Annotated in this window: 16 protein-coding genes and 1 pseudogene; 9 read left to right on the forward strand and 8 right to left on the reverse strand. The window is 60.0% G+C overall.

The genetic code is table 11. The features are described from left to right. Positions 1-2: 2 nt before the first annotated feature. Complete coding sequence (locus BLU75_RS07140) at positions 3-1,166, reverse strand: isovaleryl-CoA dehydrogenase (protein ID WP_084379150.1); 1,164 nt, start codon at positions 1,164-1,166, stop codon at positions 3-5. Between the two features lie 162 nt (positions 1,167-1,328). Between BLU75_RS07140 and BLU75_RS07145 the strand changes: the two genes are divergently transcribed. After that, positions 1,329-3,014, forward strand: a complete 1,686-nt coding sequence (locus BLU75_RS07145) for an AMP-binding protein (protein WP_090221399.1) — start codon at positions 1,329-1,331, stop codon at positions 3,012-3,014. Positions 3,015-3,631: 617 nt separating this feature from the next. Here the strand turns inward: BLU75_RS07145 and BLU75_RS07150 are convergent. The 3 genes from BLU75_RS07150 to BLU75_RS07160 all read right to left on the reverse strand — a co-directional run bounded on the left by BLU75_RS07150 (position 3,632) and on the right by BLU75_RS07160 (position 6,032). Then, the gene (locus BLU75_RS07150; protein ID WP_084379148.1) at positions 3,632-4,531 is read right to left on the reverse strand and encodes a hydroxymethylglutaryl-CoA lyase; all 900 of its coding nucleotides are present in this window, start codon (positions 4,529-4,531) and stop codon (positions 3,632-3,634) included. A gap of 12 nt (positions 4,532-4,543) precedes the next feature. Further along, the gene (locus tag BLU75_RS07155; protein ID WP_084379147.1) at positions 4,544-4,942 is read right to left on the reverse strand and encodes a MerR family transcriptional regulator; all 399 of its coding nucleotides are present in this window, start codon (positions 4,940-4,942) and stop codon (positions 4,544-4,546) included. 154 nt (positions 4,943-5,096) lie between these two features. Beyond that, on the reverse strand, positions 5,097-6,032 hold the full coding sequence (locus BLU75_RS07160) for a LysR family transcriptional regulator (RefSeq protein WP_084379146.1): 936 nt from the start codon (positions 6,030-6,032) through the stop codon (positions 5,097-5,099). A gap of 150 nt (positions 6,033-6,182) precedes the next feature. On the opposite strand from BLU75_RS07160, the gene BLU75_RS07165 reads away from it, so the two are divergent. Beyond that, on the forward strand, positions 6,183-7,412 hold the full coding sequence (locus tag BLU75_RS07165) for an acyl-CoA dehydrogenase (protein ID WP_090221400.1): 1,230 nt from the start codon (positions 6,183-6,185) through the stop codon (positions 7,410-7,412). Between the two features lie 257 nt (positions 7,413-7,669). Here BLU75_RS07165 and BLU75_RS27710 read toward each other — a convergent pair. The 3 genes and pseudogenes from BLU75_RS27710 to xthA form a co-directional block, all read right to left on the reverse strand. Continuing rightward, positions 7,670-7,756: pseudogene (locus BLU75_RS27710) on the reverse strand (outer membrane lipoprotein carrier protein LolA); the annotation flags it as partial. Between the two features lie 79 nt (positions 7,757-7,835). Further along, positions 7,836-9,173 (reverse strand): substrate-binding domain-containing protein, encoded by a 1,338-nt coding sequence (locus BLU75_RS07175; RefSeq protein ID WP_084379143.1) that lies wholly within the window; start codon positions 9,171-9,173, stop codon positions 7,836-7,838. Between the two features lie 98 nt (positions 9,174-9,271). Beyond that, on the reverse strand, positions 9,272-10,084 hold the full coding sequence (xthA, locus tag BLU75_RS07180) for an exodeoxyribonuclease III (RefSeq protein ID WP_084379142.1): 813 nt from the start codon (positions 10,082-10,084) through the stop codon (positions 9,272-9,274). 189 nt (positions 10,085-10,273) lie between these two features. Between xthA and BLU75_RS07185 the strand changes: the two genes are divergently transcribed. The 7 genes from BLU75_RS07185 to BLU75_RS07215 all read left to right on the forward strand — a co-directional run bounded on the left by BLU75_RS07185 (position 10,274) and on the right by BLU75_RS07215 (position 21,196). Next, positions 10,274-10,924, forward strand: a complete 651-nt coding sequence (locus tag BLU75_RS07185; protein ID WP_084379141.1) for a GNAT family N-acetyltransferase — start codon at positions 10,274-10,276, stop codon at positions 10,922-10,924. Positions 10,925-10,987: 63 nt separating this feature from the next. After that, complete coding sequence (locus tag BLU75_RS07190) at positions 10,988-12,715, forward strand: autotransporter assembly complex protein TamA (RefSeq protein ID WP_084379140.1); 1,728 nt, start codon at positions 10,988-10,990, stop codon at positions 12,713-12,715. Further along, positions 12,712-16,386: a translocation/assembly module TamB domain-containing protein gene (locus BLU75_RS07195; RefSeq protein WP_084379139.1), complete on the forward strand. Its 3,675-nt coding sequence runs from the start codon at positions 12,712-12,714 to the stop codon at positions 16,384-16,386. Before BLU75_RS07190 ends, BLU75_RS07195 begins: the two co-directional genes overlap by 4 nt. A 138-nt stretch (positions 16,387-16,524) precedes the next feature. Beyond that, positions 16,525-16,998 carry a MarR family winged helix-turn-helix transcriptional regulator gene (locus BLU75_RS07200; protein WP_084379138.1) on the forward strand — a complete coding sequence of 158 codons (474 nt, stop codon included), beginning with the start codon at positions 16,525-16,527 and terminating at the stop codon, positions 16,996-16,998. Further along, positions 16,995-18,452: an efflux transporter outer membrane subunit gene (locus BLU75_RS07205; RefSeq protein ID WP_084379137.1), complete on the forward strand. Its 1,458-nt coding sequence runs from the start codon at positions 16,995-16,997 to the stop codon at positions 18,450-18,452. The genes BLU75_RS07200 and BLU75_RS07205 overlap by 4 nt, the downstream gene beginning before the upstream one ends. A gap of 15 nt (positions 18,453-18,467) precedes the next feature. Then, positions 18,468-19,667, forward strand: a complete 1,200-nt coding sequence (locus BLU75_RS07210; RefSeq protein WP_084379136.1) for an efflux RND transporter periplasmic adaptor subunit — start codon at positions 18,468-18,470, stop codon at positions 19,665-19,667. Continuing rightward, entirely contained in the window at positions 19,667-21,196 is a 1,530-nt protein-coding gene (locus BLU75_RS07215; protein WP_084379135.1) for a DHA2 family efflux MFS transporter permease subunit, read from the forward strand. The genes BLU75_RS07210 and BLU75_RS07215 overlap by 1 nt, the downstream gene beginning before the upstream one ends. Before the next feature lie 27 nt (positions 21,197-21,223). On the opposite strand, the gene BLU75_RS07220 is transcribed toward BLU75_RS07215, so the two are convergent. Continuing rightward, entirely contained in the window at positions 21,224-23,479 is a 2,256-nt protein-coding gene (locus BLU75_RS07220) for a PfaD family polyunsaturated fatty acid/polyketide biosynthesis protein (protein WP_084379134.1), read from the reverse strand. Between the last annotated feature and the right edge of the window lie 244 nt (positions 23,480-23,723).

A 23,723-nucleotide genomic window follows, 5' to 3' on the forward strand; every position in this document is an offset into this window, starting at 1 on the left:
CGTCAGCGGGTTTCGTTAAATAATTCGCGACCAATCAACATGCGCCGGATCTCACTGGTGCCGGCACCGATTTCATACAGCTTGGCGTCACGCAGCAGGCGTCCTGCGGGGAATTCGTTGATGTAGCCGTTACCGCCGAGAATTTGGATCGCGTCCAGCGCCATTTGGGTGGCGCGTTCGGCGCTGTAGAGAATCACCCCGGCGGCGTCCTTGCGCGTGGTTTCGCCGCGTTCGCAGGCCTGTGCCACGGCATACAGGTACGCGCGGCTGGCATTGAGTTGGGTGTACATGTCGGCGACTTTGCCCTGGATCAATTGGAACTCACCGATGCTCTGGCCGAACTGCTTGCGGTCGTGGATATAGGGCACGATCAGGTCCATGCAGGCTTGCATGATCCCGGTAGGGCCACCGGACAGCACCACGCGTTCGTAGTCCAAGCCACTCATCAGTACTTTCACTCCGCCATTGAGTGTGCCGAGGATATTTCCCTCGGGCACTTCAACGTCGTCGAAAAACAGCTCGCAGGTATTGGAACCGCGCATGCCCAGCTTGTCGAACTTGTTGCTGCGGCTGAAACCTTTCGACTCACGTTCGACGATAAACGCGGTGATGCCGTGGGCGCCTTTCTCAAGGTCGGTCTTGGCGTAGATCACGTAGGTATTGGCGTCAGGGCCGTTGGTAATCCAGGTCTTGCTGCCGTTGAGCACATAGTGCTCGCCGCGCTTGTCGGCGCGCAGTTTCATCGAGACCACGTCGGATCCGGCGTTCGGCTCGCTCATGGCCAGGGCGCCGATGTGCTCGCCGCTGATCAGCTTGGGCAAATACTTGAGTTTCTGTTCGTGAGTGCCGTTGCGGTTGATCTGGTTGACGCAGAGGTTGGAGTGCGCGCCGTAGGACAAGGCAACTGACGCCGAGCCGCGACTGATCTCCTCCATGGCCACCACGTGGGCCAGGTAGCCCAGGCCGGCGCCGCCGTATTCTTCCGGCACGGTGATGCCGAGCAGGCCCATGTCGCCGAACTTGCGCCACATGTCGGCGGGGAACAGATTGTCGATGTCGATCTGCGCGGCGCGCGGCGCCAGTTCCTTGGCCACAAATGACTGCACCTGGTCACGCAGCATGTCGATGGTTTCACCGAGGGCGAAATTCAGGGAGGGGTAACTCATGGACAGGCACCTTTTAAGCGTTGTTGTGGTGTGGAGAAGCGTGCCCTCGGCGCGCTAACCTTTACGTTAACGTAAACTTGCGTTGCAAGGCTGTCAATCGTGGTTTACGTTAACGTCAAGCAAGCAGTCGTCCACCTACAAAAAAACACAATGGGGACCGTTATGGATCAACCGAATCAGAGCTACAGCCGTGGTTCCCAGGACCAGGCGTTGCTGGCCATGACCATTGGCCAGGCGTTCGACCAAACGGTCGCGCGATACGCGGAGGGCGACGCCCTGGTGGTCCGCCACCAGCACCTGCGTTACACCTGGCGGCAACTGGGCGAGGCGGTCGATCTGCATGCCCGTGGGTTGCTGGCGTTGGGCTTGCAGGCGGGTGATCGGCTGGGTATCTGGGCCCCGAACTGTGCCGAGTGGTGCATCAGTCAGGTGGCCAGCGCCAAGCTGGGCGTGATTCTGGTCAACATCAATCCGGCCTATCGCGCCAGCGAGCTGGAGTACGTGCTCAAGCAGTCCGGTTGTCAGTGGTTGATCAGTGCCGGGTCCTTCAAATCCTCGGATTACCACGCCATGCTGCAGGAACTGGTGCCCGAACTGGGTGAGCAAACCAGCGGCCAGCTGCAGTGCGAGAACCTTCCCGAACTGCGCGGGGTGATCAGTCTCGATCCGCGACCGCCTTCGGGATTCCTGCCCTGGTCGCACCTCTCGACCCTCGGCGCGGACGTCCCGATGACTCAGTTGCATGCTCGCCAGGCCAATCTGCACTTCGGCCAAGCCGTCAATATCCAGTACACCTCCGGCACCACCGGCTTTCCGAAGGGCGCGACCCTCAGTCATCACAATATTCTGAATAACGGCTACATGGTCGGCGAAAGCCTGGGGCTCACGGCACAAGACCGCCTGGTGATTCCCGTACCGCTTTATCACTGCTTTGGCATGGTGATGGGTAACCTGGGCTGCATCACCCATGGCACCACCATGATTTATCCCAATGACGGTTTCGATCCTTTGTTGACATTGACCACCGTTGCCGAAGAACAGGCCACCGGCCTCTACGGCGTGCCGACGATGTTTATCGCGATGCTCGATCATCCACGTCGCGGCGAGTTCGACGTGTCGAGCCTACGCACCGGGATCATGGCTGGGGCCACTTGCCCCATCGAGGTGATGCGTCGGGTGATCAGCGAGATGCACATGGGTGAGGTGCAGATTGCCTACGGCATGACCGAAACCAGCCCGGTGTCGCTGCAGACCGGGGCGGATGATGATCTGGAGCGGCGTGTCACCACCGTGGGGCGCACCCAGCCGCAACTGGAAAGCAAGATCATCGATGTGGCGGGTAACACTGTGCCGCGTGGTCAAGTCGGCGAGTTGTGCACCCGTGGCTACAGCGTGATGCTCGGTTATTGGAATAACCCCGTCGGCACCCGCGAAGCCATCGACGACGCTGGCTGGATGCACACCGGCGACCTGGCGAGCATGGACGAGCAGGGCTACGTATGCATCGCTGGGCGTAACAAGGACATGATCATCCGGGGCGGCGAGAACGTGTATCCGCGAGAACTGGAGGAGTTCTTTTTCACCCATCCGGCAGTCGCGGATGTGCAGATCATCGGCATCCCGGACGCACGTTATGGCGAAGAAATCGTGGCCTGGATCAAGTTCCATCCGGGTCATGCGGCCAACGAACTGGAATTGCAAACCTGGTGCAAGGGGCGGATCGCGCACTTCAAGACACCCCGGTATTTCAAGTTCGTGGACGAATTTCCGATGACGGTGACGGGCAAGATCCAGAAGTTTCGGATGCGCGAGATGATGATCGAGGAGCTGCGTGCAAAGGGTATGTAACCTGGTCTATCAGATGTGAGAGCGGATTCGCTCTCACATGAGGTGTGGGTTTTACCACTCTCGTGCATTCTTCCAATCAGCACAAAGGGGACCCGAAGGTCCCCTTTAATTTGTCGTTGCCGTGCTCTTTTTTTATTATTGAGGGGCGGTCTGTTGTTGTTTTTGTCAACCGTGGCCCTTTACCGCTATTTTTTTGGCGATCCCCATCCGGGATCAAGAGCAAACGTATTTTTTTGAGCGCTGATCTGCTTTTTCGCACACGATCCAACCAGTGGGTAGCTACCTTGGGGTAGTTTTATTGTTCTCTTCCCGGTTGCGAGTAGCGGCATCTGCCGTACCCTGAAAAGCCTATCTTCTCCAAAAAAATCTGTTAGCTGCGTCTCTGTCGTGTTGTTTTTGTTATGTCAGAGTCGGTACGTCTTATTTTTATTAGGTTTGGCGCTTTTTATTCTTGTTATGCCAAAGAGATAGCAGAAGCCGTGCCAACTTTATAAAGTTGTTTAAAATCAACGGCTTAGTATTTTTTGTCGAAATTTATTTCAGTGAATGCGACAAAGTATGTTCCCGCGTTACCCGTTGCGTCTCTGCGCGGTAACACATTGTCACATGCAGGTTACTCATCGGGCGGTACGTGCCTTGACCACGCGCGAGCCGGTAGGGCGACCCAATACGCCACTGATCTGTTGGCCGGCCAGGATCAGCTGCTCCAGGTCGACCCCGGTCTTGATCCCCAGGCCATCGAGCAGGTACAGCACGTCTTCGGTGGCGACGTTACCGCTAGCGCCCTTGGCATACGGACAGCCGCCGAGTCCGGCGATGGAACTGTCGAATACCTGGATCCCTTCCAGAAGACTGGCGTAGATATTGGCAATGGCCTGACCGTAGGTGTCATGGAAGTGCCCGGCCAGTTTGTCCCGGGGGACGTCTTTACCGACCACTTCGAACAAGCGCCGGGTCGCGCCCGCAGTGCCGGTGCCGATGGTGTCGCCCAGAGACACTTCATAGCAGCCCATGGCATACAACTCGCGAGCGACGGCGGCGACTTGTTCCGGTGCAACCGTGCCTTCGTACGGGCAGCCCAGCACGCAGGACACATACCCGCGCACGGTCACGCCATGCTGTTTGGCCGCCGCCATGATCGGCGCGAAACGCTCCAGGCTTTCGTTGATGGAGCAATTGATATTGCGCTGGGAGAAGGCTTCTGAGGCGGCCGCAAACACCGCGACTTCTTTGACGCCGGCCGCCATTGCATCTTCGAACCCCCGCAGGTTCGGCGCGAGTGCACCGTACTTGACACCGACCTTGCGCTGAATCTGGGCGAACACCTCGGCGGAGCCGGCCATTTGCGGCACCCATTTGGGCGACACGAAACTGCCCACTTCGATATAACTCAGGCCTGCGGCGGTCAAGGCGTCCACCAGGTTGACCTTGTCCGCGACGCTGATGGGCTGTGCTTCATTTTGCAGGCCGTCGCGAGGACCGACTTCCACCAGCCGCACGTGTGAAGGGAGGGACATGTCAGCTACCTCTTATGAGTGGTCGATCTGGTTTTGCAGAGTTTGTTGCAGCGCGTGGGTGCAGCGCTCTTCGGCGGTGTCCAGTTCCAGTTTCATCTGTTCGATGTCCAGCAGTTGTTGCTCCAGTTGTTCGCGGCGCTCGGTGATTTTTGCCAGCATGCTGTGCAACTGTTTCTGATTGCCGCTGGATGGGTCGTAGAGTTCGATCAGCTCGCGGCATTCGGCCAGGGAAAAACCGATGCGCTTGCCCCGCAGGATCAGCTTCAGGCTGACCTTGTCCCGTGGCGAATAAACGCGCTCCTGGCCCCGTCGTTTCGGGGTCAGGAGACCTTGTTCCTCATAGAAACGAATGGCGCGGGTGGTGATGTCGAGCTCGCGGGCGAGGTCGGAGATGCTGTAGGTCGTGCTCATGGGGGCGCTCAAGAAAGTCTTGGCGCTAAGCTAATGGCTGCTTGACGTATACGTCAAGCGCATCACCTGCTTTGATGCGCGATGGTTTACCTGGGGCAAGCCTTAATGCCGTTCAGTGAAGTCGGTGAAGCCCCCTCGCCACAGGACAAGCGTGTCAGGCCTGTTGTTTGTCCAGCTTCTTCTCATGGGCGGTGACCTGCTGGCACAACTCAATCATCTGCTCACGCATCCAGCGGTTGGCCGGGTCCTGGTCGGTGCTTTCGTGCCAATACAAGTGTGTCTCCACTGACGGAACGTCATTGACCGGCAGGTTGAATGATTGCAGTTCGTTACGTCGGGCAAAGCGCTCGGGTACGGTCATCACCATGTCGGTTTGCTGCAACACTTGCGAGGCCATCAAATAATGCTGTGAACGCAGGGCGATCTTGCGCTGAATGCCCATTTTGCCCAGGGCCAGATCGACATGCCCGAGGCCATTGCGGCGGCTGGAGATATGAATGTGGGTCAGGGAAAGGTAATCATCCAGGCTCAGCTTTTCCTTGCTCGCCATGGGATGCCCCTTGCGCATCGCACACACGTAGCGGTCTTCCATCAGCTTGACGTGGCGTACCTGAGGGTCGGTGTTAAGCGGCGCATCCACGGCGAAGTCCAGGCGACCGGCGGCCAATTCCTTGGTGGTTTCCCGCCGCTTGGACAGGAAACTCTCGATCACCACGGTGGGCGCCAGGCGGCGCAGGCGCTGGAATAATGGGGGCAGGATCACCGCCTCGGTGAGGTCGGTCATGCTGATGCGATAGGTCTTGGCCGCCTGCTGCGGGTTGAAAATGCGGCTTTCCTGCACCGATACCCGCAGCAATGACAAGGCATTGCGCACCGGACCGATGATGTTCTGCGCCATCGGCGTAGGCACCATGCCCTGGGCGGTGCGCACGAACAACGGGTCGTTGAACGTCTCGCGCAGGCGTGCCAGAGCGTTCGATACCGCGGGTTGGGTGATCCCGACGATTTGCCCGGCGCGGGTCAGGTTGGCTTCGGTATAGATCGCGTCAAAGACGATGAAGAGGTTGAGGTCGACCTTGCTCAGATTCATTTCACAGCGCTCTTATTGTTGGATAGCCATAGGCCGATCATATATCGGTGATGAATGTTAATACACGCCGAGAATAGGCTAGGTTAATTTTCGTAGCTGTTCTAGCATCGATTGCATGACCCAAACAACCTGCCAAGAAGGTAGCCGATCATGGATTTCGCTTATTCGCCCAAGGTTCAGGAACTGCGTGAGCGCGTCACCGCATTCATGGATGCTTACGTTTACCCTGCCGAGCCAGTGTTTGAACGCCAGGTCAGCGAAGGCGACCGCTGGCAACCCACCGCCATCATGGAAGAGCTTAAAGCCAAGGCCAAAGCCGAAGGTTTGTGGAACCTGTTCCTGCCGGAATCCGAGTTGGGGGCCGGCCTGACCAACCTCGAATACGCACCTTTGGCGGAAATCATGGGCCGCTCTTTGTTGGGGCCGGAACCGTTCAACTGTTCAGCGCCCGACACCGGCAATATGGAAGTGCTGGTGCGCTACGCCAACGAAGAGCAGAAACAGCGCTGGCTCGAACCTTTGCTGCGCGGCGAGATCCGCTCGGCATTCGCCATGACCGAGCCGGATGTCGCTTCTTCCGACGCTACCAATATGGCGGCCCGGGCGGAACGCAATGGCGACGAGTGGGTGATCAACGGTAAAAAATGGTGGACCTCCGGTGCCTGTGATCCGCGCTGCAAGATCCTGATCTTCATGGGCTTGAGCAACCCCGACGCGCCGCGCCATCAACAACATTCGATGATCCTGGTGCCGGTGGATACGCCAGGCGTGAAGATCGTGCGTCCGTTGCCGGTCTTCGGTTACGACGATGCTCCCCATGGCCACGCCGAGGTACTGTTCGAGGACGTTCGGGTGCCTTATGAAAACGTGCTGTTAGGCGAGGGCCGTGGTTTTGAAATTGCCCAGGGTCGCCTTGGCCCGGGGCGAATTCACCATTGCATGCGTTCCATCGGGATGGCCGAGCGGGCGCTGGAGTTGATGTGCAAGCGCTCGGTCAGCCGTACGGCGTTCGGCAAACCATTGGCGCGGTTGGGGGGTAATATCGACAAGATTGCCGATTCACGGATGGAGATCGACATGGCACGCCTGCTGACGTTGAAAGCGGCGTACATGATGGACACTGTCGGCAACAAAGTGGCGAAAAGCGAAATCGCCCAGATCAAGGTGGTGGCGCCGAACGTCGCGTTGAAAGTCATTGATCGGGCCATCCAGATCCATGGCGGTGCCGGGGTTTCCAACGACTTCCCGCTGGCCTACATGTATGCGATGCAGCGTACCCTGCGCCTGGCCGACGGCCCCGATGAAGTACACCGGGCGGCGATCGGCAAGTTCGAGATCGGCAAATATGTGCCTCGCGAGATGATGCGTAGCGGGCAGTAGTCCTGAGGTAAAGCGCTCCTCGGCCATCCATGGCCGGGGTGCAACAGAGCCGCCTTCTGTAGGAGCGAGCTTGCTCGCGAAAAACCTGAGATCGCCTCGGGGTGCCAGATTTCCCGCGTCATCGTTAACGACCTTCGCGAGCAAGCTTGCTCCTACAGGCGGGGCACGGTTACAAAAAAATCAGGTCGGCGCGTTCTGCGCCAGGCCGAACTCGGCACCTCGGCCATCCATGGCCGGGGTGCAACAGAGCCGCCGTCTGTAGGCGCGAGCTTGCTCGCGAAAAACCTGAGAGCGCCTCGGGGTGCCAGATTTCCCGCGTTATCGTTAACGACCTTCGCGAGCAAGCTCGCTCCTACAGGTGGGGCACGGTTACGAAAAAATCAGGTAATCAGGTCGGCTACCAGGCCCCCACAACCACATCCCTCAATACACCCAAACCTCCACCCGCCGGTTCTTGATCCGACCGCCATCCGCGGTATTTGCCGCCATCGGCATCTGCGCGCCGAATCCGCGTATATCACGCATCACCACGCCACTCTTGACCAGTTCCCGGCGTACCGCCATCGCGCGCAGCTTCGACAGCAGGGCCGCACGCTCGGGATCACTCTTGGCATCGCCAAAACCCACGAGTGTCACCCGTTTGTCCTGTTTGCCGTGGCGCTTTATATAGGCCACCACTCGCAGCAAGTCCTGACGCGCCTTGTTGTCCAGGCTCGCGCTGCCTTCCTCGAAACGAAAGTTCACGGTCAGCCGCTGGGCTTCGCGGGTGATCGCCTGGTAGTCATCGGGCATCGGCGCCCGGGGTTCTACCGCAATGGCTTGCACCTGTTGCGCGATAAAGCCGTTGGCGGCGACGATCGCTTGCCCCTTGTCGCTCTGGGCGAAATTCACCAGCGCCTTGGCCCACGGGTTCTCGCCAATGGGTGGCAGGTAGAAAAACAACCGACGCGACAACGGGTAGTCCTCGGTAGCGATCAGGCTGTTCAATGGCAACATTGGCTGTGAGTCACCATCGCTGATCGCCACGACCTTGGCCTGGCGTACGTAAGGCAAACCGATAAAGCCGATGCCCTGAGGGTCGCGGCTGACCGCATCCGATAGTTGTTCGCTGGATTCGAAACGTTGGGCCTCACGCACCAGCACTTTGCCACGCTGGCTGAGTACCAGCTCTTTAAAGGTGTCATAGGTTCCGGACTGATCATCTCGGGCGTACAGATTGATTCGTCCACCCGCACCGCCCAGGTGCTCCCAACTGTCCACCTCACCGCTGAAAATCCGCGCCAGTTGCTCGGTGTCCAAGGTGTCCAGCGGGTTGTGCGGATGGACAATGATCGCCAAGCCATCAATGGCGATCACCTGTTCCGCCTCAGGCGCTTTCAGGTCGCCGAGGCTTTCCAGTGCCACCAGTTCACTGTCTTTGATGGGGCGGGACGAGGCGACCAGGTCGGTGCTGGCGGTTTCCAGCGCCGCGAAGCCGGTGCTGGAACCGTGGGCGGTGACCTCCACGCTGACCGTTCGGCCCTGGTGAGTTTTGCCGATGATGAGCTGTTCATTGGCATGCTCGGACGCTGAGTTGTGAATCGTCTTCAATCCCTGTTGCTCCATCAGTCCTTTGACCAGCGCCGGGCCCAGCGCCGCGCCAATCGTGTTGGAACCCTGAATACGCAACGCCGGACCGTGATCGGGCAAGGGCAGCGGGGTGGCGGAGGCGGTAAAGGGAAGTGTGCTGAGCAGGATCAGCAGGGAGAGAACACGCGGCATCGTGCCGGCACCTTCTTTAGACAAAGGGAGTGCCGGCAGATTAAGTCAGCGGTATTGCACAAATGTGACGGTGGCGGCGTTTCGCCGCCGACGGTCGATCAGCTCAATTCGAGCCAGATCGGCGCATGATCAGAGGGCTTTTCCAGGCCGCGCAGTTCATAGTCCACGCCGGCATCCTTGACCCGCGGCAACAAGCCATTGGACGCCATGATCAAATCAATGCGCAGGCCTCGCTTGGGATCGTCTTCAAAACCCCGGCTGCGGTAGTCGAACCAGCTGAAACGGTCTGTCACATCAGGATGCAGATGGCGGAAACTGTCCGTCAGTCCCCAGTTTTTCAGGCGCGCCATCCATTCACGCTCTTCCGGCAGGAAGCTGCACTTGCCGGTTTTCAGCCAGCGCTTGGCATTCTCGGCACCGATGCCGATATCGCAATCTTGCGGGGAGATGTTTACATCACCCATCACCACCACGGCCTGGTCATTGCTGAATCGGGTTTCCAGCAACTGTTGCAGGTCTTCGTAAAAGCGTTGCTTGGCCGGGAACTTGGTGGGGTGGTCGCGGCTTTCACCTTGGGGGAAATAGCCGTTCATGATGGTGATCGGGTTGCCATTCGCATCGGCGAACGTGCCCCAGATAAAACGCCGCTGGGCGTCTTCGTCGTCCGCGTCAAAGCCTTTGTTTACCTCGAGCGGCTCCTGGCGAGAGAGAAGGGCGACACCGTAGTGGCCTTTCTGGCCGTGGTAATACACGTGATAACCCAGGGCCTGGACTTCGGCGAGCGGAAACTGGTCGTCGTGAACCTTGGTTTCCTGCAGGCCGATCACGTCCGGCTGATGTTTCTCGATCAGTGCCGCCAGCTGATGAGGGCGCGCGCGGAGCCCGTTGATGTTGAAAGAGACGATTTTCATGGTCGGCAGTCCAGACTTGGCAAAAGGCCGATGCTAGCCGACAAGTCGGACGGGGGCCAGCGTGGCGGTAAGACAGATGCGCTGCTAATGTCCTTCTGACAGCCAACGGCGGGGAACCCGTCAGCCGCCCCGGGCTCGTACCTATAAGAGCGCAACCTTTTTGAGTCGCGCCCAGGAGATATCACTGATATGCCGGACACCTCGACCGCCATCGCCCAGATTCACCTGCTCGACCGTGGTTATTCCCGCGAAGCCCGTTCCCTGTTGTATCAGGCGTATCGCCATGAACCGACGTTCGCTTACTTGTTCGAGGCGGAACGCGCCGGGTACGAACACAGAGTACGGACGACGGTGCGAGAATTGGTCAAGCAACACTTTTTCCAGGAGTTGCCGGCCATTGGCCTGTTGGTCAACGACCGCTTGATCGGGATCGCCTTGATCGCGCCGCCACAACGGCGTCTGGGAATCACCGAAAGCTGGGCCTGGCAGTTGCGCATGTGGTTGGGCGCCGGGGTCAAGGCGACCCGACGTTATCTGGAATACCAACAGGCGGTGCTGGCGTGCCTGCCGTCCGAATCGGTTCATGTATTGCCGTTGCTGGGGATTCACCCGCAATTCCAGGGCAAGCATTACGGCGAGCAACTGCTTGAAGCCGTGCATAACTGGTGCGCCGAGGATCCCCATTCCCAAGGTGTGGTACTGGACACCGGTAATCCGCTCTACCTGGAGTTCTACAAGCGTCAAGGGTATGAAGAAGTGGGAGAGGTTGCTGTAGGCCCGATCCTTGAACACGTATTTTTTCACCCAAATCCCCAGGCGTTACAAACTGCAACGGCTTAAATAGAATTATTCAGAAAAATCCCGGTTCTAAGATGCTCCTTCGCTCGTGTAGCATCCGCGCCTATGAAATTTCCAGGAAGATTTACCAGCGGCTTGATTCTGCTGTTCACAAGCTGCGGCGCATTGGCGCAAAGCGAACTGGACGTACGCATCAAACCTTCAAACGAGGCGCTGAAGGCCAACATCGAAGGCTATATCGGCGGGGTTGGCGAGCGTGATGAGGAAGCCTTGTTGCGCTTCAGTCGTGGCGCCGAAGAGCAGGCTCGCAAAGCGGCGCAGGCGTTGGGCTTTTATCAGCCGCGGATCGCCAGTGAGGTGCGGGGCGGCGAGAACCCGCGGCTGATCCTCACTGTCGACCCCGGCGAGCCCGTGCATTTGCGTGATGTGACCATTCGCGTCGACGGCCAGGCGGCGCAACTCAAGTCGTTTCGAGTCCCTGACAGCAAGGACCTCAAGCCCGGTGCCGTGCTCAATCATGGTCATTACGAAGATGCCAAGCGTCTGATCCAGAATCAGGCATCGCGCTTCGGCTTTTTCAGTGGCCGCTTCACGCGCCAGACCTTGTCCGTCGACCCCCTGGCGGGCGTGGCTGATATCGATCTGGTCTACGACAGCGGCCCGCGCTACACCCTTGGCCAGGTCAACTTCGCTGGCGACACACCGTTCGATGCAGAATTGCTGCAACGCATGGTGCCGTTCAAGAGCGGCACCCCTTACGATTCCGAACTAATTGCCGAACTTAACCAGGCCCTGCAAGCCAGCGGTTTTTTCGAGGGCGTGCGGGTGGACGCCGCTCCGGCTGCGGCCGCCGACGATGTGATCCCGGTTGCCGTCCAGCTGGAAACCCGCAAACCACGCACCATGGGGCTGGGCCTGGGTTACTCGACCGACGTTGGTCCCCGAGGTAAAGCCAACTGGACGCGTCACTGGGTCAATCCCCAGGGGCACAGCTATGGCTGGGAGGCCGAGGTGTCTGCGCCCCGGCAGAACGTCGGCCTGTGGTATGACATTCCGCTTGATCCGCCGCTCACCGACAAGCTGCGTTTTGCCGGCGGTTATCAGAACGAAGAATTGGCCAACACCGACACCTTGAGCAAATTGCTCACCCTCGGCCCTGAATGGCACAGCAAATTGCCCAGCGGTTGGACACGGGTGATTTCCCTCAAGTGGCAGCGCGAAGAATATCGCTTGGGCGACGATTCAGGTTTGAGCAATCTGCTGATGCCAGGCGTCAGCTATTCGTACCTGCGCAGCGATAACCGCATCGATCCGAAAAACGGCTATCGACTGCAATTTGATGCCAAGGTGGCCAAGGAAGGATTGGGGTCGGACACAAATCTGCTGTATGGCACGGCAATGATCAAGGGCTTGACCACCGTGTGGGACAAGCACCGCTTCCTCGGTCGTGCGCAGTTCGGCGGCAGCGCCACCAATGGCTACAAATCGGTACCGCCGTCCTTGCGTTTTTTCGCTGGCGGCGATCAGAGCGTGCGCGGCTACGAGTACCAGACCTTGTCCCCGGAAAACTCCCAGGGGGACCGCATTGGGGGGCGCTACATGGTGGCCTTGAGCGCCGAGTATCAATATTCCATCGCCGAAAAATGGCGCATCGCGACCTTTATCGATCAGGGTAACTCCTTTAACAACATGGAATTTCCGAGCTTGAAAAGCGGCGTCGGGGTGGGGGTGCGCTGGGTGTCGCCCGTCGGCCCCATTCGTCTCGACCTGGCCCATGCCCTCGACGACCCGGGTGGTATCCGTTTGCACTTTTCCATGGGGCCAGAACTGTGAGACGTGGTTTGAAAATAGCCGGCCTGACGCTGCTGGCGGTGCTGGCGCTGGTAGTGTTGGCGCTGTGGACCGTGCTGGGCACGCAGGCCGGCAGCCGATGGGCGCTGGGCCAGGTGCCGGGTCTGACAGTGGAGAATTTCCAGGGGCGGCTCGGCGGGCGCTGGAGCGCCGGGCATCTGCTTTGGCAGCAGGACAACAGCCGCGTCGAGCTGAATGCGCCGACGTTCGAGTGGTCGCCCGCGTGCCTGCTGCGCATGACCTTGTGCATCAATCAATTGGACGTGGACCAGGTCAGCCTGCAATTTGCGCCGAGTACCGAGGACAGCAGCGGCCCCATTACCTTGCCGGACTTGAAGTTGCCGGTGGCGATTGAACTGGGGGATGTTCGCGTCGGCAGTTTGCTGTTCAACGGCAGCGAAGCACTCAAGGGCTTGCAACTGGCGGCGCGCTGGACGGCTGAAGGGATGAAGATCGACGCGGTGCATCTGCAGCGGGAGGATCTGGTCCTGGACCTGGCCGGCGTGCTGCACCCTGGCGGTGACTGGCCGTTGAGCGTGTCGGGCAACCTCAGTTTGCCGTATGCGCCCGGTGACACGCCCTGGAATGTGGCCCTCAAGATCGACGGCGACTTGCTCAAGACCCTCAAGCTTGAGGCTGACAGCAGCGGCTATCTGCCGGCAAAACTGCGCGGCGAACTGCAACCGCTGGTGGAAAACCTGCCCGCGCAATTGCACCTTACCGCCGATGGCTTCAAGGCCAGCGCCGATCTGCCCGACACGTTGCAACTCAATCAGCTGGACCTCACCGCCATCGGTGACCTGAACAGCGGTTATCAGCTGTTGGGCAAAGCGCAATTGCCGGCGGAAAAAGGCCCGGTGGACTTGCTGCTCAAAGGTAAGGTCGACGCCAAGGGCGCACAGATTGCCGGCCTGGACTTGAATGCCGGGAACCAGCAAAGCCTCAAACTCAGCGCTGGACTGGATTGGCAGCAAGGGTTCAGTGCCGAGGCGAAAATCGATTGGCTGGACTTTCCCTGGCATCGTCTCTACCCGTTGATCGACGAGCCCCAAGTGGTGTTGCACCGCTTCAATGGTGAGATTTCCTATAAGGATGGCAACTACCTGGGCAATCTCAAGGCCGAGCTTGATGGCCCTGCCGGCAAGTTCAGCCTGGTGACGCCGTTCAGTGGCGACCTGACTCAAGTCTTCCTGCCGGAACTGCAACTGGTCGCCGGCCAGGGCAAGGCCGAAGGCCACTTGAACCTGCAGTTTGCCGATGGCATCGCCTGGGACACCGCGCTGGATCTTTCAGCGATCAACCCGGCGTATTGGGTTGCGCAGTTGCCGGGCACGCTCGCGGGGCCGTTGCGCAGCAAGGGCCAGATGAAAAACCAACAGCTTGAGTTGAACGCCGACCTTAACCTCAAGGGACGCTTGCGCGGCCAGCCCGCGGCCTTCGTCGCGAAGGCCGAGGGGGCCGGCGAGCAATGGACCCTGGGCACTCTGGATATCCGCCTGGGCGACAACCGCATCAGTGGCAGCGGCAGCGTGCAGCAGCGTTTGGCCGGGCAGATCGACATCAAGCTGGCGCGCCTGGCACAGCTGTGGCCGCAGTTGCGTGGGCAGGTCAATGGTCGCCTGGACGTCGCCGGTTCGTTGCAAGCGCCCCAGGGCAAGCTCAACCTGCTGGGCCAGCAGTTGGCGTTTGAAGACAAGCGCCTGCAAAGGCTGGCGCTGGACGCCAACCTCGACGCGAATCAACGGGCGAAAATCGATCTCAAGGGCAGCGGCATCCAGGCTGGCGACACTCAAGTCGGCACGCTCACCGCCAGCGCCCAGGGCGATATCAAAAACCAGAAAGTCCAGGTGGATCTGACGGGGCCTTTGGTCAAACTGGCCCTGGCCCTGGATGGCCACCTCGACCAGGGCAACTGGCGCGGACGTCTGGCCAGCGGTGATGTACACGCCGGGGGCCAGGACTGGAAACTGCAAGCCCCGGCGAAAATCGAGCGCTTGGCCGATGGCAAGCTGACCTTTGCCGCCCATTGCTGGGTGTCCGGTGCCGCCAGCCTGTGCGGCGAAGATCAGCGCCTGATGCCTGAGCCGAAATTGCGTTACCACCTCAAACAATTCCCCATCGACAGCCTGGCGCAATGGCTGCCCAAGGATTTTGCCTGGCAGGGCAAGCTCAACGCCGACGTGCAACTCGACCTGCCAGCCAGCGGTCCGAAGGGGCTGGTGTCGGTGGATGCGAGTCGCGGCACGCTGCGGGTCAAGGACGAGAATCAGTGGCTGGATTTTCCCTACGACACCTTGAAACTGGAAACCACGTTGACCCCGAAGCGCATCGACACCCAACTGAATTTCCAGGGTGGCAGGCTCGGCGAACTGTTGTTGCAGGCACAGATCAATCCACTGGCGAAGAACAAGCCGTTGTCCGGTAATTTCAGCCTGACCGGGCTTGATCTGGCCGTGGCCCGACCGTTTGTGCCGATGGTCGAAAAACTCACCGGCAAGCTCAACGGCAACGGTCGTCTGTCCGGCAGCCTGTTGGTACCGCAGATCAACGGCAATGTGAATCTGGTGGGCGGCGAGATTTCCGGACCTGAACTGCCCGTCAGCTTCGAAGGCCTGAACGTCCAGGCGCTGATCGCCGGCGAAAGCGTATGGCTCAACGGTGGCTGGCGCAGCGGCAAGACCGGGCAGGGCAGTGTAAAAGGGCTGATCGAGTGGGGGCCGGCGCTGGCGGTGGATATCAGCCTGCAAGGCACGCAACTGCCGGTTACGGTGGAGCCCTACGCGGTGCTGGAAGTGGCGCCGGACCTGAAGATCACGCTCAAAGACGACAAACTGGCGATTGCCGGCGACGTGCATATACCTCGCGGTGAAATCACCGTGCGTGAGCTGCCGCCGTCGACGGTCAAGGTCTCCGATGACACGGTGATCGTCGGCAGCCAGACCGAGGAAGGCCAGCCGCCGATGGCGATGGCCATGGATATCAACGTGGTGGTGGGTGAAGACAAACTGAGCTTTGCCGGTTTTGGCCTGACCGCCAAGGTCCAGGGCCGTGTGCATATTGGCGACAATATGGACACCCGTGGCGAACTGTGGCTCAACGATGGACGCTATCGCGCCTACGGCCAACGCCTCAACGTACGCCGCGCACGGTTACTGTTCGCCGGGCCCCTCGATCAGCCGTACCTGGACATCGAGGCCATTCGCCAGACCGACGACGTGATCGCTGGCATTCGCTTGAGCGGGAGTGCCGAGCAGCCCACCACGCAAATCTTCTCGGAACCGGCGATGAGCCAGGAACAGGCGCTGTCCTATCTGGTGCTGGGCCGTCCGTTGAGTACCACTGGCGAGGACAACAACATGCTGGCGCAAGCGGCGCTTGGCCTGGGGTTGATGGGCAGCGCGGGCGTCACTTCGGACATCGCCAGGAACCTTGGGATCCAGGACTTTGAACTCGACACCCAGGGCAGTGGCAATGAAACCGCGGTGGTGGCCAGTGGCAAGATCACTGAAAAACTCAGCCTGCGTTACGGGGTTGGCGTGTTTGAGCCGGCCAACACCATTGCGTTGCGTTACCTGTTGAGCAAGCGGGTGTATCTGGAGGTGGCCAGCGGCGTCGCCAGTTCGCTGGATATTTTCTACAAACGGGATTTCTGACCGTCCGACCTTGGGCAGGAGCGAGCCGGCTCGCTCCTGCGTTACCAAGCTAGCTAACGATTGGTTTGACATTTGCTGCCTAGGCAGTAATATCTCGTCACACATTCACTGCCTAGGCAGTAATAAGGTGACTTGCAGATGAACCACTTCACCCCGGAAAACTTTCACACCTGCCATCTCGGGCTTTTGCTGGGTCGCGCCGCGATTCTCAAGGACCGCATCATCGACACCCACATGGAACCCCACGGCGTCACCGCCGCGCAGTTCAAGGTGTTGATCATCATGGCCCAGTTCGGCGTCGATACCCCCGCGGAGCTGTGTCGGCACCTGTCCTTGGACAGTGGCTCGATGACCCGCATGCTCGATCGCCTGGAGCAAAAAGAACTGTTGGCGCGCAAGCGTTCCGAACAGGATCGGCGTCAAGTGCAGCTTGTGCTCACGACCGACGGCCAGCGCCTGGCGGACATGCTGCCGCACATCGGCGCCCAGGCCTTGAACCAGTTGGCCGGTGCGCTGGAGCCGGGAGAGTTGCAGAGCCTGGAAAAAATCCTCAAGAAAATGCTCATAGCGGCCGGTGATCCCATCACCATTCAGCGAGTAGGTACTCAATGAACACACGCGCTTTTTGCCTGGTGCTGGTGGCCATGGGCATGGCTGGTTGCGCCAACTACAGTGGCCTCGACACCCAAGGCCAGCGCCTCGACGCGAACAACCTGCAGGTCGGTAAATCGCTGAGTGGAGTGACCCTGTCACCGGCGGCCTGGCCAACAGCCGATTGGTGGAAAAACCTCGGTGACCCGCAACTCGACGGCCTGATCCAGGAAGCCCTGCAGAACAGCCCCGATATGCAAGTCGCCAGCGCTCGCGCACATCAGGCCGAGGCTGTGGCCTACGCGGCCAACGCCGCTCGCAGGCCGACCCTGGATGCCAGCGCCGGCATCAGCCGTTCTCGCCTGGCCAAGGATCAGGACCCACGCGGCGAAGGCGATGCCTACTCCACCGTGCGAAACATCAGTGCCGGCTTCAACTACAACTTTGACCTGTGGGGCGGTCAGCGCGCCGCCTGGGAAGCCGCCTTGGGCCAGGCGCGTGCCGCCGAAGTCGACCGGCAGGCCGCGCACCTGACCCTGGCCGCCGATGTGGCCAAGGCCTACAGCGACCTGGGGCAGGCCCATATCATTCGTGACCTGGCCAATGAAGACCTGAAGCGCACCCGGCAAATGCTCGAGTTGAGCCAGCGCCGCCTGAGTTCCGGTATCGATAGTCACTACCAGTACCAGCAGACCGAAAGCCTGGAAGCCAGCGCCGAATCGCAGTTGATCGACGCCGAGAAAAAACTGCAGAGCGCTAAAATTGCCTTGGCCGTGTTGCTGGGCAAAGGCCCGGATCGTGGCAATCAACTGGCCCGGCCGAACGTGCTCAAACCCGGCGCGGTCGCCGTACCGTCGGTGCTGCCCGCCGAGCTGCTTGGCCGTCGCCCGGACCTGATCGCCGCCCGTTGGCGTGTCGAGGCAGCCAGCAAGAATATTGTCGCTGGCAAGGCCAACTTCTATCCCAACCTCAACCTGAGCGCGAGTGCCGGTGCCGAGTCGTTGCTGGGCGATGCAATGTTCGGTTCCGCCAGCCGCTTCTTCAACATCGCGCCGACGATTTCCCTGCCGATCTTCGATGGCGGGCGCCTGCGGGCCGACCTTGATGCACGGGATGCCGACTACGACCTCGCAGTGGCCCAATACAACAAAATCCTGGTGCAAGCCTTGGGCGACGTGGGCAACACCCTCTCGCAACTGCGCGATACCGGTCGGCAGATCGAGGCCCAGCAACATGCGACCGAGATAGCCCAGGCGTCCTACGACACCGCCGTCCAGCGCTACGGCTCAGGCATCGGCAATTATCTGGATGTGCTCAGCATCGAGCAGCAACTGCTGCAGGCCCAGCGCCAATTGGCCAGTCTGAATGCCGAGCAGATCGATCTTTCGATTCAACTGATGCAGGCCCTGGGGGGCGGTTTCAACGCCGACAACGTGGCGAGCGTCACACCGCCTCCAGCCATCCGCACGAAATAATTCGAGGTACTTGCCATGGCCACTGCCGAAACCAGCAACACCGCTGAGCAACCCCAGGACAACAACCCGCGCAAACGCAAAGTATTGCTGCTGGGCCTGGCACTGATCGTCATCCTCGGCGCCGTTGGCGTCTGGGGTTGGTATGAGCTGTATGGCCGCTGGAGCGAAAGCACCGATGACGCCTATGTGAACGGCAACGTGGTAGAAATCACTCCGTTGGTCACCGGCACCGTGGTGAGCATCGGCGCCGACGATGGTGACCTGGTGCATGCAGGCCAGGTGCTGATCAATTTCGACCCCAGCGACGCTGCGGTCGGCCTGCAAAGTGCCCAGGCCAATCTGGCCCGCACGGTACGCCAGGTGCGGGGTTTGTACAGCAATGTCGATGGCATGAAAGCCCAGATCAACGCACAGAAAGCTGAAGTGCAAACGGCCCAGGACAACTACAGCCGACGTAAGAGCCTGGCCCGGGGCGGGGCGATTTCCCTGGAAGAACTGTCCCATGCGCGGGACAGCCTGACCGCCGCCAACAACACCCTGACCAACCTTCAGCAGCAATTGAAGAGTACCAATGCGCTGGTGGATGACACCGTCATCTCGTCCCATCCGGACGTGCAGGCCGCTGCCGCCCAGTTGCGGCAAGCGTACCTGACCCGTGCACGCAGCACCCTGATCGCTCCGGTCAGCGGTTATGTGGCCAAGCGGACCGTGCAACTGGGGCAGCGCGTCCAGCCGGGAACGGCGCTGATGGCGGTGATTCCGCTGGATCAACTGTGGATCGACGCCAACTTCAAGGAAACCCAACTGCGCGACATGCGTATCGGCCAGTCGGTAGAGATCGAATCCGACCTCTACGGCAGCGACGTTAAATTCAATGGCACCGTCGACAGCGTTGGCGCCGGTACCGGCAGCGCCTTTGCCTTGCTGCCGGCACAGAACGCCACCGGTAACTGGATCAAGATCGTGCAACGGGTGCCGGTGCGCATTCACATCAACGCCGAGCAGTTGGCCGAACATCCGCTGCGGGTGGGCTTGTCGACCCTGGTCGATGTCGACCTGCACGATCAGAGCGGACCGATCCTGGCCCAGCAGGCGCCACAGCAGGCGTCGTATACCACCAACGTCTACGAACGCCAACTGGCCGAGGCGGACGCGATGATCGACCAATTGATTCATGACAATAGCGCCGCGACCGCCAAGGCTGCACAACGCTGATGAGCAACCAAGCCTCTTTCACGCCACCCAGCTTACTGATGGCCACTATCGGGCTGTCTTTGGCGACGTTCATGCAGGTGCTCGACACCACCATCGCCAACGTGGCATTGCCGACCATCTCCGGCAACCTCGGCGTGAGCTCGGAGCAAGGTACCTGGGTCATCACTTCGTTTGCGGTGAGCAACGCGATTGCCTTACCCCTGACCGGCTGGCTGAGTCGGCGTTTTGGCGAGGTGAAGCTGTTTCTGTGGGCCACCGTCCTGTTTGTGCTGGCTTCGTTTTTGTGTGGCATCTCCACTTCGATGCCCGAACTGATCGGCTTTCGGGTGCTGCAAGGCCTGGTGGCCGGCCCGCTGTACCCGATGACGCAAACGTTGCTGATTGCGGTTTATCCGCCGGCGAAACGCGGTATGGCCCTGGCGTTGCTGGCGATGGTCACGGTGGTCGCGCCGATTGCCGGGCCGATTCTCGGAGGATGGATCACCGACAGTTACAGCTGGCCGTGGATATTTTTCATCAACGTGCCCATCGGCATCTTTGCGGTGATGGTGGTGCGCTCGCAACTGAAAAAACGCCCGGTGGTCACCAGTCACCAACCCATGGATTACGTCGGCCTGCTGAGCCTGATCGTCGGCGTGGGAGCCTTGCAGATCATTCTCGACAAGGGCAATGACCTGGATTGGTTCGAGTCGAACTTCATCATCATCGGCGCGCTGATTTCGGTGATCGCGCTGGCGGTGTTCGTGATCTGGGAGATGACCGACAAGCATCCCGTGGTCAATCTGCGGCTGTTTGCCTATCGCAACTTTCGCATCGGCACCCTCGTGTTGGTCCTCGGTTACGCGGGCTTCTTCGGTATCAACCTGATCCTGCCGCAATGGCTGCAAACCCAGATGGGCTACACCGCTACCTGGGCGGGCCTGGCCGTGGCGCCGATCGGCATCCTGCCGGTGTTGATGTCGCCGTTTGTCGGCAAGTACGCCCACAAGTTCGACCTGCGTCTGCTGGCCGGCCTGGCGTTCCTGGCGATTGGCCTGAGTTGCTTCATGCGTGCCGGGTTCACCAACGAGGTGGACTTCCAGCACATCGCCCTGGTGCAACTGTTCATGGGGATCGGCGTGGCGCTGTTCTTCATGCCGACCTTGAGCATCCTGATGTCCGACTTGCCGCCGCACCAGATCGCCGACGGCGCCGGCCTCGCGACCTTCCTGCGCACCTTGGGTGGTAGCTTTGCGGCGTCGTTGACCACCTGGATCTGGATTCGCCGGGCGGACCAGCATCATGCCTATATGAGCGAGCACATGAGCGTCTACGACTCGGCCACTCGTGATGCGCTGAATACGCTGGGCGGGGCAGGGGACAAGGCTTATATGCAGTTGGATCAGATCCTCACCAGCCAGGCATACATGATGTCCACCGTGGATTACTTCACGTTACTGGGGTGGATGTTCGTCGGCTTGATCCTGCTGGTGTGGCTGGCTAAACCGCCGTTTGCGGCCAAGGCCGGACCAGCGGCCTCCGGCCACTGATGCCGCCGACGCGCGGGCGCTGCGCAGTCAGGCGGTGAGTGCTGTTTGCTGCAGGCGCTCATAGCCGCTGCTTAAGTGCTGCGCAGCGGCCAGCATCAAGCTGCTGGCGACTTCATCGACATGGCGCTGTCGCCACGGCTCCAGCGCGGTGCCTTTGACCCATTGGTTGAAGGCGCCCAAGGCGGGGCTGGTATGCACTTGGTAGTTGTAGATATCGTCGCCGCCATCGACGGCCTGTTGGGCCGTGTAGTTGAAATACTCGCGAAACACATGGGCCATGCGGACTTTGGGATGGGCGCGTGCGCGCTGGATTTCCTGGTGCCGACCTTGCGCTGTCAATTGGCTCAAGCCGTTGTTCCAGACCGCGTCAAGACTGCGCTTGAAAACGTCGTGCTCCAATGATCGGCGTTCGCTCTCGGGCAGGTCCTGTAGGCTCGCGTAATGGCTGTAGAGCAAGTACAAACGGTGGGCCCGTTGCGCGAACAGTGAGCCTTTCTTCAGCACCTGAACCTGACCGCCCCGTTCGAACAACTCACCCTGGGGCGCCCAGGTCGTATCGTAGGCGCTGATTTCCTGAAGTCGATCCTTCACTGCGTCGCAGGTGCCCGCTTCAGCGGTGCACTGATTGATCGAACCGGTCAGGATAAAATCCGCCCCCGTCATAAACGCCGCAGCGGCCGCTTCGGGCGAGCCGACGCCACCGGCTAGCCCGACGCAGAGCGGGTGCGCGTAACCATGGCGCTCGCACAGTGCGGTGCGTAATTGCAGCACCGGCGTCAGGAGGGCAAGGGCAGGGACGCTGCAATTCGCCTCGACGCAGATGTCGTCGCTCATGGGTATTTGCCTGGCCCATAAGGCCTGGTCAGCGCTGATTGCGCCTTCCGCCAGCAGCAGCTGCAGCAGATAGGCGGGGGCGGGGCTCATGAACACCTCGGCACTCTCCAGGTGTGAAACTTTGGCGAGCAGTCGGTGCTCGCAGCGCAGGCGGCCCGAGCCCTCTCTGCTCAGCCCCTTGGCGCGAAACAGCACCAGCTCGCGGGTGATATCGCTAAAGCCTGACACTTCCAGGCAAGCGACGTGGCAGCGAAGGCATAGATCGACGATGGCGCGGGCTCTCTCCGGCTGATCGGCACTGTTCAGCAGATTTACGCCGTAAGGCTGGCCTGGCAGCAGTCGCTCCTGGGTCTGGCGCACAGTCTGTTCAACCTCGCTCAAACTCACGCCGTGGGTACCCAGGTAACTCATCATTGCGCCCTGGGCCATGCGCACCACCAACGCCGAGGTGGTGATGCCGTGGCCCATGGCGCCGGCTACGTAGGCATATTTAAGTCCGTAGCGTGCGCGGAAGGCCTGGCTGCCCAAGCGCTGTGCCGCATTGGGCTCTGATTCTGACTCGGGCACGGACTCGGCGACGATGACCGGCGTTGCTGTACGGCGAATTTCCTCGACCAGCTTGCTCAAGACCGTGCCATTGCTGCGTGCCGTATCGGCACCCACCTCATGGGTCACGAAATCTCCCATGCCCAGCACATAGCGGATGCTCTCGACCCATTGCACCGGGCTGCTGATTTGGCGGCACAGCAGGTCTGCGACCTGCCCGGCGGGGTAGGGGCGCGCCGTCACATTCGCGATCACCGGAACGCGCGGATCCTTGAAGGCAAACCCTTGTACGAAGTCGGCGAAAGCTGCCTGGACCGGTTCCATATGCCGCGAATGGAATGCGGCACTGACGTTTAGCACGATGCACTGCCCGCCCTCGACGTCCAATCGTTGCGCAGCCGCAAGAATGCTCTGGGTAGTGCCCGCGATGACGGTTTGCGTCGGTGAATTGAAGTTCGCGATGTCAATCCCTTCGAAGCCCGGTTCAGCAAGCAGCGCCTGTAAGTCTCGAACGTTCATCCCCACCACGGCTGCCATGCTGCCAGCAGGGGTTTGACTCATCAGTTGGCCGCGCTTTTGTACCAGTCGCAACCCCGTCTCGAAGTCGAAGCAGCCCGCAGCATGCAATGCCGAGAACTCACCGAGGCTGTGGCCGACCACTGCATCCAGTGGTTTTCCGAGTGTCTGCCATTGGTAGTAATGCAGAGCGTTGACCGTGTACAGCGCCGGCTGCGTGTACTGCGTCTGACGCAATCTATCGTCGGGGTCGTCGAGGCACAGTTGCTTGATCGAATAGCCCAGTACCTCGGACGCCAGTTCTTCGATGTGCGGGTAAGTTTTCCACAAAGTGTTACCCATGCCTTTGAATTGGGCGCCTTGCCCTTGAAACAGGAGCACGTTCATTGCGCAGTCCTTTGGCGGAGCCGGTGGCTGTTTTTTTCAGCGCAAGGCGGCTTGATACATGAAGTTTTCAGCGTAGAAGTACTGACGAGTATTAACAAGCTTGAACTAAGCGGTTTCAGTGCGGCTGAACTTTCAACGCTGATGGATAAAACTAAGTGGCGCGGTGGCCGAGTCCAGCGCTTTATAAAATAAGTTCATAACGCTGGCGGAACACATTGTTTAATAGTCTTACAGACTGTCATTG

It is taken from the genome of Pseudomonas mucidolens (assembly GCF_900106045.1).
In the GTDB taxonomy this organism is placed as follows: domain Bacteria; phylum Pseudomonadota; class Gammaproteobacteria; order Pseudomonadales; family Pseudomonadaceae; genus Aquipseudomonas; species Aquipseudomonas mucidolens.